General features: G+C 33.7%; 9 protein-coding genes. 4 read left to right on the top strand and 5 right to left on the bottom strand.

The features are described from left to right. Together HNS38_RS18890 and HNS38_RS18885 are read right to left on the bottom strand one after the other, a co-directional pair. Positions 1–313 (bottom strand): transposase (locus HNS38_RS18890; RefSeq protein ID WP_172346908.1); only part of this gene is annotated, 313 nt, incomplete at its 3' end. 194 nt (positions 314–507) lie between these two features. Further along, a complete protein-coding gene (locus HNS38_RS18885; protein ID WP_172284816.1) occupies positions 508–1,011 on the bottom strand; it encodes a hypothetical protein in 504 nt (167 codons plus the stop codon). 267 nt (positions 1,012–1,278) lie between these two features. On the opposite strand from HNS38_RS18885, the gene HNS38_RS18880 reads away from it, so the two are divergent. Together HNS38_RS18880 and HNS38_RS18875 are read left to right on the top strand one after the other, a co-directional pair. Then, positions 1,279–1,746: a hypothetical protein gene (locus HNS38_RS18880; RefSeq protein ID WP_172284817.1), complete on the top strand. Its 468-nt coding sequence runs from the start codon at positions 1,279–1,281 to the stop codon at positions 1,744–1,746. Positions 1,747–2,617: 871 nt separating this feature from the next. Continuing rightward, positions 2,618–3,415, top strand: a complete 798-nt coding sequence (locus HNS38_RS18875) for a hypothetical protein (RefSeq protein ID WP_172284818.1) — start codon at positions 2,618–2,620, stop codon at positions 3,413–3,415. 187 nt (positions 3,416–3,602) lie between these two features. On the opposite strand, the gene HNS38_RS18870 is transcribed toward HNS38_RS18875, so the two are convergent. Next, positions 3,603–7,079, bottom strand: a complete 3,477-nt coding sequence (locus tag HNS38_RS18870; protein ID WP_172283588.1) for a hypothetical protein — start codon at positions 7,077–7,079, stop codon at positions 3,603–3,605. 318 nt (positions 7,080–7,397) lie between these two features. Here HNS38_RS18870 and HNS38_RS18865 point away from each other — a divergent pair, with 318 nt between their 5' ends. Next, a complete protein-coding gene (locus tag HNS38_RS18865) occupies positions 7,398–7,649 on the top strand; it encodes a type II toxin-antitoxin system Phd/YefM family antitoxin (RefSeq protein WP_172283586.1) in 252 nt (83 codons plus the stop codon). Next, a complete protein-coding gene (locus HNS38_RS18860) occupies positions 7,646–7,924 on the top strand; it encodes a Txe/YoeB family addiction module toxin (RefSeq protein ID WP_172283584.1) in 279 nt (92 codons plus the stop codon). The genes HNS38_RS18865 and HNS38_RS18860 overlap by 4 nt, the downstream gene beginning before the upstream one ends. A gap of 129 nt (positions 7,925–8,053) precedes the next feature. Here HNS38_RS18860 and HNS38_RS18855 read toward each other — a convergent pair whose 3' ends face one another. Further along, positions 8,054–8,917, bottom strand: coding sequence for a hypothetical protein (locus tag HNS38_RS18855; RefSeq protein ID WP_172283583.1), 864 nt, complete (start codon positions 8,915–8,917; stop codon positions 8,054–8,056). Continuing rightward, positions 8,907–10,100, bottom strand: coding sequence for an erythromycin esterase family protein (locus tag HNS38_RS18850; RefSeq protein WP_172346907.1), 1,194 nt, complete (start codon positions 10,098–10,100; stop codon positions 8,907–8,909). The genes HNS38_RS18855 and HNS38_RS18850 overlap by 11 nt, the downstream gene beginning before the upstream one ends. Between the last annotated feature and the right edge of the window lie 355 nt (positions 10,101–10,455).

Raw genomic sequence — 10,455 nt, 5'->3', positions numbered from 1 at the left:
AATTCTTTTTTCTCGCCCAGGCATACTTCTTTTTTAGCAGTTCTGTTTTTAAATGACCCTCTAACTCTTTCTCTGCTAAGAGCTTTTTCAATAGCTCATTTTCCTTCTCTAGCCGCTTGATTTCTTTTAGATGTCCAGGGGTCATACCATGACGAAAACCTGCTTCGCCCATACTTTCAAACTTCTTTTTCCAAGAATAATAAGTAGCTGGGTAAATCCCATGTTTCTCTAATGTGATTTTTACTCCTTTTTCTCCTGCTTCTTTTATGAACTGAAGCTTTTCTTCTTTTATGAATTTTCTTTTCTCTGACATTATCGTACAAATTTACAGATTTATAACTATAATCTTGTCCGATTATTTATGGGGCCAATACAATTGCTCATTTAGATATGGGGATATCCAATGTACTTTGATTTAATTATTTCAGCTGATAGTAATGAGGAAACATAAAAAAAGCTGAGAATCATAAAAGAGAATCTCAGCTTTTAAGTCAATCTATAATAGTCTTAAAATTTTACAACTAAACCAAGACCGTTTGATGTTGTTCCAATATTTAAACTAACATTCTGATTTGAGCATCTGCCCATACCATCTGTAGCTTTTCTGTATTTTGCACCTCCTGAAATCCAGATAGGGGTTCCAACAATGGCTGTAATTATCCCTCCTATTTCCAGCAATCCACCAGTCATCGCTAGGCTTTCATTTTCAAAAGTTTCAGTCTCTTCATCATATCCTGCACTCACCGCCATAACAGCACCAATAAAGAATACACCTAGGCCTCCTAATGTTACTCCCATACCCACTTTTTTCTGTGAGATAGCCTTTTTTTGCGCATTTTCGTAATACTCATAATTGTAGCCATTATAGCTACCTTTTTCATTTTGTTTTTCAAGGATGGGGCTGGTGATTTGTTCTTTAGTATTTGTGTTTTCCTCAGAGGTGCTTGTTTTCTGAGAGAAAGTGAACAAGGAAATGGTCATCAATAATGATAATAGTAATGCTTTTTTCATAGTCTTAATGTTTATTTAATTTAATTAACGGCTAAGATATAAATATTTATGATTTTCAAAAAAATATAACTTGTATAAGGTTGACTGTTGTTTAAATATTTGTCATGTTTATTTTGGGGTATTATATTCTTGCTTAAAACATTGGAGAACGCATTCGTAGTATATAATACTCAAATCTATTTTATATCTTTGGTGGATTAAACTAAACATAATAGCTGAAGAATGACATATTCCAATTAACAATTTACAATAGTGCTAATTTAAATTATGAAAAAAATAATCTTTCTGCTAATAGTATTAAGTACAAGTTGTACTATTCAAAAAAGTAATGAAACTGTGAAATTTGACCCAACAGGTCATAAAGAAAATCAATTTTATATAGATATACCTATAGGTGGAAGATTTGAATTTATTGGAGGAGGGTCAGATTGGACAGCCTATGGAATTAATTATAAAGATTCCTCATTCATTTATTTAACCAATCAAGAGTCTGTGCCATATTATAGTTTAGAAAATTTTGATAGTCATTTGGAGTCAAAATTCCTTCAAGCTACGTGGGCTGATGATACAATTATACAATCTGGAGTGAATGAAAATGATAGATATTGGAAAAACATTAGATATCATGGTATTTCCTTAGGATATAAAAATGTAGAACTAGAGCAAAAGCAAATATATGACCAATCATTAAATACTTTAAGGAGAAAAAAAAGAAATAAATTGGTGTCAGATTGATCAACCCATGGGGAGCCAAAAAAATCAGATTTTAGTATCAAAAATCAAATTATTTTGTAATATCTATTATTCAATTTAATAATTTGCTAAACCTTTTTCCTGATTAATAAGAAGTATTTAAAGTTCAAAATTTGGGATTTGCAAAAGGGTGGATAGCCTTAGTTGAACGTAGTCAAAGTGAAAGTATCGCCTCTCTGTTATTTTAAAAATTAGCTATGCATGAGCTCGCTCGGAAAGTTCTGCTATGCAAAACCTCAGCATGTTTTCCGAGGGCATATAATACTCAAAACTATTTTCATCTTTGACTGATAGCTGTCAAACACAATGGCCAGTTTAGGATTGAATCTTTTTTGTTAATTCTTATTGATGTATACACTCGGATTGCAAATTAGAGCGAGCAAGGGAAACATTTTGATAGCAAATTATTAATTAATACAATGATTTATATTTTTTAGAAAGAATCATATTTTAGTTTGTGTGCTTATAATTATTTATTAGTTTTATATAACGCAACAAAAACCCTTATAAAATGAAAAAATTATTGACTGTTTCCCTTATTTTACTTTTTATGAATTTCTCTTATGCTCAACATCATAACCCTAGTGCTAGAGAGATTGATAATAACTCTAAATCTTTAACTCATAGCATTTTTAAATTTGAAAATAACCAAAATGAACAATATTTAAAAAGTCCATTATCTCAGTATATCAAATCAAGTCATCTACAACATTGTAGGAATTGATTTTGGTCTAGTCAAAATTTAAGCCCACTAAACTGGAGAAATATCTCAGGTACTGGATCTTTTTCGACTTTTAATACAGAAACGGGAGGAGAATCTAGTATCGAACTGGTTATTACTCCCGCTCCAGGAATGAGCGTGGCCCCTTATAATGCAAAAGTAAACCTCAGTACTATTCCTCTACATTTTGAAACTCTAGAGGAAATTAGTGGCAATCTTTTCTATTTTGATGACAATGCTGAGATCCACTTTGTTTTTAAAGGTCTTGAACCTTTTGTTAATTATGATGTTTGGATTTTTGGTGTTAGAGATGGCCATGAAGGGATCAACAAGCATGTTAGTATTAAAGGAGATGGAATGGCGATAAATTTTGATCAATTGGGCATTAGTAGAAATCTTTTAATCAATGATCAGATTGGAGAATCACAAGATTCTTTGAGCGATTATTCAATTTCAGTGCCAGCCTCTACCGATGGTGAAATTTCATTTACAGTAACCACGGGATTTAGCTTATTTGCCGTTGCTGGTTTAGCTATTGATATTAATACTCCGACTGTTCAAACAGATTCAGTACATAGATTATCTGCTACTGCTGGTATTTTCTATGGTAATGTTTTAAATATTGGTGAGCCAAACTTAAGTCAACATGGATTTTGTTGGAATACAACAGGATCTCCAAATTTAAATGATAGTATTACTGAAGGTGGTACTCTTGATGCTTCTGGAAATTACGCTACCACAATTCCTAACCTTATTGAGCATACAACTTATTTTGTTAGATCGTATGCTACAAATAAGACAGGAACTGAATATGGAGATGAAATTGTATATACACATTTGCCTTCTGGTATTCCTTTAAGTAATTACTCCATAGCTTTTACCTTACTCTTATTATCTTTATTTATTGGTTTCCACAGTAAAAAGAAATAAATTTATAAAAGACATTCCATTAAACATGAGTATGGAATGTTTTGTTTTTATATAGATCATGTTATGAAAGTTATTCAATAAGATATGTTACTTTGAAGGTACTGGCTAGCCTTCACTTTCTAATTTCTTCAAAAAAAATGGCGAAACAAAAGTTCCGCCATAGCAATTAAATTCTCAATTTTAATACTTATTTCTTGAATAAAGGATCAGCACCTATGGTTCCAACCAAATCTTTCAAATATTGCTTAGAGCGTTTATAAGCTAACATCTTCTTAGCTTTGGCTAGTTTGTCCTCAATATCCATTTTCTCTATGAGTTCGGCATTATTGGCTTCCTTCATAAATTTCTTCAAATAAGAGATTTGCTCTTGATGGAAAGCCACATCCTTTTCTTGTTTCAAGGCTAAACGCTCCTGATACCAGTCGCTCTCAATCACATATTCGCGCTCGAAATACTTCCTTAATTCAGGATCGCTAATGTTTTTACCTTCGTATTGACCGTAAGCCATAATGTGAAGTAGGATCTGTAAAGGTAAGATGGCTGATTCAATACTACCATCCTCAAAATAGCTTTTAGCTACTCTTTCTTGTACTTCGGTAATATTATTGATACCATCCACAAAGTCTTCCATGCTTTGTAACTCTGGCTTCAGCATACGCTCGTTAAAAACAGCCAAAGGCTCGTCGAATAAGCGGTTCATACATCTAAAAGCAAATTTACTAGTAATACGATAACCCAATCGACTAGCCAATATCTTTTTGCCTTCATATTCAAAATCTTCCAATTTCTCAAGGCAATTATCTTCTATCAATACTTTGGGATCACGATCTGTTTTGTCTATTCTAGCCCATATCTCAGGAACTAAAATACTAATATCATGGTCGAATCTATTCTCAGAACCTACCCAACCAGCTGCCGAGCTAAATCCTTCATATCCTGTTAAGATATAAGAAAGCAAAGCATTATTAAGGTCAGTAGTGGCTACTAGCATATTGAAAGGCCCTTTGGTAAGTGCACCTTCAGAACCCGCTCCAGTGGTAGATGGAGATTTACCTGTTAAACTACAAATGAAATCCATAAATAACTCTGGTAATTCTTGATAGTGAATAGGATTATAAACGCTTAAAGGACGAATTCCCGCTTCTCTGTCTGAAGGATTGTTTCTACGTCCTGGGAGTACTGCATTCACTGGATAATGAACTGGTCTATCCATGGTGATTTGACGAGACAATCGGATTCCCATTTCAGCAACATGTGTATCTTCTCTTTCTTGCTTATAAATATTTCTTTGAAGATAACGAGGGTTTTTGGTTGGCGCTCCATCCACAATTCTTGGATGAGAAGGGGTTACAAAATAACCATCTTTATCTCTTTTGATCACTTTTTCTATTAAATCTTTAACAGGTTGCGTATATTTTTCAAATTCTACAGTGTCTTCGTATAGGTCAATAGCATCTTGCTTATTAAGAGGCTCGTAATTCGTTAAGAAAGTATTGCTCTGTACAATATCTGACTCCGCATCCACATCGTAGCCACGGTAAATAGCTTCGTCGGGGCGCTGGAACAAATAACTTTCACAATTCTCAACTATTTTTACGCTCTTATTCTCATAGTTGGTATTTAAATCATTCAAACGACTACTTGGCAAGGTAATAGTTGCTGAAATATCATCTTCCATTTGGATCTTATGAGCAGGTAAATAATCGGAGCGTAATTTATGCAATAACCAATCGCCCTTCTGACTAAACCCGATTCTTACATAACTGGCAATCACCTTTTCATTATTAAACATTAAGGTATTTCCGTTGCGGCCATTCAGGACTTCTACCGACATATGGTCTTTCCAATTACCCATCTTTTCATCGCGATAAAGACGTTTGATATATAATACCAATACTCTAATATGAGCGGGGATGCTATGGATCCAAGCATTATATTCATCGCTATATTGGTCTGATGTATTGAGTAGTTTTACGGTAGAACCTAAAGTTCTTTTAGCACTTAATAGTGGACGAGAGGGATTGGCATCTGGACGGATATTCTTCCATCTTGAGGAATAATCTCTATTGATGATCTCATCGGCCATCTTAAAGTCTTCGTCAATATCTTTAATATGAAAAGTACTATATTCAATAGCGTTCTCCATAGATTTAGAAATCTCTGACTTACCACCACCCGAAACGGTACAAGGCTTATGCAGGAATATTCCTTCGGCAGCAGTATGGGTAATTCTCCATAGCGCTTGCTTGGCATGCTTCTTTAAGTTGAACTTGCTTCCGCTAGGGTGAACATAGGTTTTAAGAGGAGAAAGTTTTAGGCTGTGTTTCTTGTCTTTACCATAAGTCCAAGATACTGAAGAAGTGTGAATATCTATATCCGCATTTTCAGGAATATAGATTAAATTAGGATATTTCTTATCGATGGCATAACCTTCGGCTTGAACTTCTATGCTGTCCCCCAAAGTTTTTACCATATTCTTGAAGGTGTATTTTTTATCCAGTTTGGCAGAAAATACATTTCCAAAAACGCGGTCCATCATATTATCTCTAGGGAAAGCAATAGCTCCTCCAGAATGCTCTTCTTCAGCGTTTCCGTATAGGTTGGCAGAATAGCTGATTTGAGTTTTTATTTCTTTCTTAGAATAACCATAATAGTTATCAGCGATCAAGGTAATTACCACTCCACTTTCGTCGCGGCAAGTTAATTTGAATGCAGATCCATCATTATATAATTCATCTGGATCGGAATAGCACATGCCATCTCTTCGCTGACGGTCTGTAGCATCTTCACAATGAGGAAGACCGATGTCTTTCTTTTTTAATGTCAATAACTGGGGAGCAAGAATAATACATCCAGTGTGACCAGTCCAATGATCGATATCTAAAGCGGCATCATTTTCTGCTAAATTGGGGTCTCCAGCATTTCCGAAAATATTCTCCACAAAATCCAAATTACTCACCAAACTTCCTGGCGCAAAAAAGCGAATTTCCATAGACTTCTCCAAATTGATTCCCTTTACTTCTGGAACCACTATGGGGCGCATCAATAAGGAAACCATCACCTTAGCTTTGTCTTCTTGATTAGCAGTAAAAGGCAATATTTTTAAATCGTCAGATGGGTTTAAAGCCGAATGCAATAAATGAGCAAAAGTTCTCTTTGAAACTTCTTTCTTGTCTGGTGGAACCGGAAGACCTCCTCTTACAATATGGAAGGTTCCTTTGGTGGTTCTTTTATCGTGTTTGGGATTATTTAAAACTCCTTGCTTGATCCTATAAGAACTTACCAAATCACTTTTGAAGCTGTTCCCATTTGGTGGAAGACTTACCTCTCTAGCCAGTCCTAGTCCATTTAAAACCAAAGTGGAGGAGGGTAATGATAAAGATTGATCGAATTGAATTTCGCTTAGGTATCTATTGATAAAGCTTTGTATACGATAATCTGCAGGACAAAGGTGGTTTGATAATAATCTGGATTTTTCTCTGAAACTACTAATTAAATCCTCGGTTAGGCTGATGAATTTGTCATCGGAATGTTTGTTAGAGCTATTATTATCATCATGATATAAAGGTTGCCCCAATGCGGCCAGCTGAAGGTTGGTATATTGAATCATATCACGCCGATCCTTCTTGCTAGGCTTGAAAACTTTGCTAGTTATATTCTGCATCTTACTTAAATTTTTGGTCCACTTTTAACTTATTGCAATGAGGTTTTTCGGACCTCTTTATTTATTTTTTTGTGAATTAATTCACACACTGGTTGTATCGAGTGCAAAAATAAAAATTTGTAGATGCAAACAGGAGAAAATTAGATTTTTTAACGTTCTAAATAAGCTATATTTCTTTGGGAACGTTTGTTGAAAACTGATTGGTGAACTTGAAGAGCAATTGGGGAAGTTTCACCCATAAAAATGAAATATAATGTGTAAAACAAACTAAAAATTAGTATTTTTGTACCATAATGGTACACTTAAGGATTTAAAGATATGTTGGTAATTAGTAGTAGAGAATTCAGGCAAAATCAAAGGCTTTACTTTGAAAGAGCAGATAAAGGAGAACAAATAATCATTCAACGTGGAAAGGATAAAGCATATGCTTTAACTCCGATAAATGAAGATGATGTATATTTTAATGCTAAAATGGTAGAAAGAATTAAAGAAAGCATTAAGCAGGCTGAAGAAGGTAAAGTAAAGACCATATCCACTTCCGAAGGAATAAGTGATTTATTAGGATTATGAGTTACACCTTAAAGTTTACTGAAATTGCTTTAGATGATATTAAGAAACATAAGAAGGCAGGAGATAAAGTTGTTTTAAAGAAAATAGAAAAGCTGCTTAGCGAGTTGATGGAGCACCCTACAACAGGCACAGGCCAGCCGGAACAATTAAAGCATAATCTTGCAGGATTGTATTCGCGAAGAATAAACCAAAAGCACAGATTAGTTTATTCAATAAATAACGAAATAGTTACGGTCCTTGTTTTAAGTGCCTGGGCTCATTATGGAGACAGATAGTGTTTATCAGAAAACGCCAATTTCTTGCGACTCCAACTCACGCGGAAATGTTTTCAGAGTGCATATATTAATTATCCTCTTTTTTTTTCTTTGATTCAATAATTCAAGCAGTATACTGGAAATAACTATTTAAAAATGATATTTAATTTTAAGTTCGATTTGCCTTAAACTATCAAATACAGGTATGGTATCATTTAATGTACCATAATACTGATAACCGAAATGATTAGAAGACCAAATATCATACATTTCAAATGCACTTGCATCTATCTTCTTCTGGAAATATGCCTTGTCAATAAAAGGAAGAATTAAATCCCAAGAACTTTGGAAATTCTTTTCGCTTTTTAAATTATGCCATAAGATAAATAATACATTATTGTAGATTGCTATTCCAGTATCGAAATCATTTAATAATACTCCATCATTTTCATTGCTTAGGTCGCATAAATCCATTAGGTTATTATAGTCAATTTCTGTAATCATCTCATATATATAATTTAGTTGAAGGCTATCTTCCGACATAGATAATAAGCCTCTAACACGCTGATCTGTGTGTAAGATGGCTTTTACTTTTTCTTGAACAAGAAGACTTTCCATATTGTTTTTAACCCAAACAGAATAGTGCTTTTGCGATGCTTCATAAGTCCAATTATAAAGCTTGTTGTTATGTATTTCAGATGCTAAAGCGGACAACTTATTTCTTTCTAAATTATTTATTATCCAGCCATAATTCACCATTAAATAGGTCATTCTATCTTTATAAAAATCCACATCCCCATTAGCGAGGATATCATCTAGAATGAGTACCATATCTTGGGGAATAATTTGATCTTCATATTTAACTAATAATGACTTTGCTTTTTCAAAATCTGATTCCCATACAGGATAGATACTATCGGATAAAACGATACTTCCCATATTTTGAGCTTTATTTTCCTCATTAAAAACGAAGAAAAACAAGAGGGCAATCAATAAAAAACTATTACTTCTCATATTGCAAATGTTTTAGTTTAGTTGCGGTAATGTTTCTAATCTGAATAATGCCATCGTATCTTTTAGAAGGAATGATTTTTTGTCTTTGAAAAGCCCATGAAACAGATTGTATTTGTTCAAACATCCATGAGTTTTCTGGTTTCTCAGTTTGCTGAGAAAAGTCTGTAAATACAATCTCATGATCAGCTGAATTTAAAATGGCTCCAAGAGAGTTTTTCTTTTGTTTCACCAATTCTACTGGTCCATTATCTCTAACACCTGTTTTACCTTGATAAGCATACAAGCCTAAAACATAAGTTTTACTGCGCAGAGAATCATGGATATATTCTCCCATTACTTCACGTTTTGGGTCGTATTTACTTATGTGACCGTTATGGGCTAAGAAAACAACCTTTTCATCTGGGTAAAAGCGGGTGAGAATGTCATTCATATTTCTACCCATAATTGAATCCCTAGTATGAGGACTATTAACTTGCATTTTATACAACCAGTTTCTTCTATGAAGAATGGCTTGATAGACTTCTTTATCTCTTTTTGAGTTTAATGGAAATATAATGGAATCGTTTAAAATATCATCCCAAGCTTTAAATTCCAGCCCTTTTCTTTTATTAAAATTCAATGTTAATGCAGAATCAAGGCTTAAAATTGAATCGAGGACCAAGGGAAATTGTTTTTTTACAAGTTGCTGAAAACGATTGGGGAACTCCGTATCTATATCAAAGCCATTATATTGTATGCCTGAGTTTTTAAAAAAATCTAGAAATAATCGGGCTCCTTCTGGCATAATCATATCTTTCTTTAAGGGAAAACAATAATTATATAAACTATCTAAACTCACTTCATTTCTCACATTATTGGCTTCCATACAAACTAGTTTATAGGCTTCTATGGCAACAACCTTGTATCCCAACTCTTGATATAAATATTGAACCAACCTATTTCTTAAAAGATAATATTCATTCACCTCATGGCTACTTTCTCCAATAAAAACATAGGGTTTGCCTTTTAGTAAAGGTTCTAAAAAATCCAAGTCAGAATAATCTTGAGATTTCAAACTTAGAATTGGCGTAGTAAATTGATGAATGTTCTCAGTCCAAATCTTGTCAACTTTAGGCTTATTTTTTTGAGAATAAGAAGTACTTGAGAGGAGGATAAATAATGACAGTATTATCTTTTTGTTCATGTAGCATTTTTTAGATGACCTATAAACGCAAGAATGTGTCTGATTATTATATTGTTTGTTTGATAAGGAGGTAAGTGCCTGAACGAAATTACATATTTCCATTGTACCCCCTAGCTCACTTTGAAATGTTTCTTAAATTCGAGCCAGCTGGAGCAGGAAATTTAAAAGCTAGTAAGAAACCATTTTCTTATCTAGGTTTTCTTAAGAAAAACACAGGGAAGAAAAACAAAATAAGGAAAATAGAAAATAGAAGGCCTCCAATTGTTCCGATGGCAAGTTGAGTTGTTTTTCAAATGGATGAAACAACATTTAAAAGTTAAATCATTTTGGGGTACCACAGAAAATGCTGTTCGTA

The organism is Lentimicrobium sp. L6, assembly GCF_013166655.1.
In the GTDB taxonomy this organism is placed as follows: Bacteria; Bacteroidota; Bacteroidia; order Bacteroidales; family UBA12170; genus UBA12170.
Note: the sequence above shows the minus strand (reverse complement) of the source record. Positions and strands in the feature narration are given on the sequence as shown.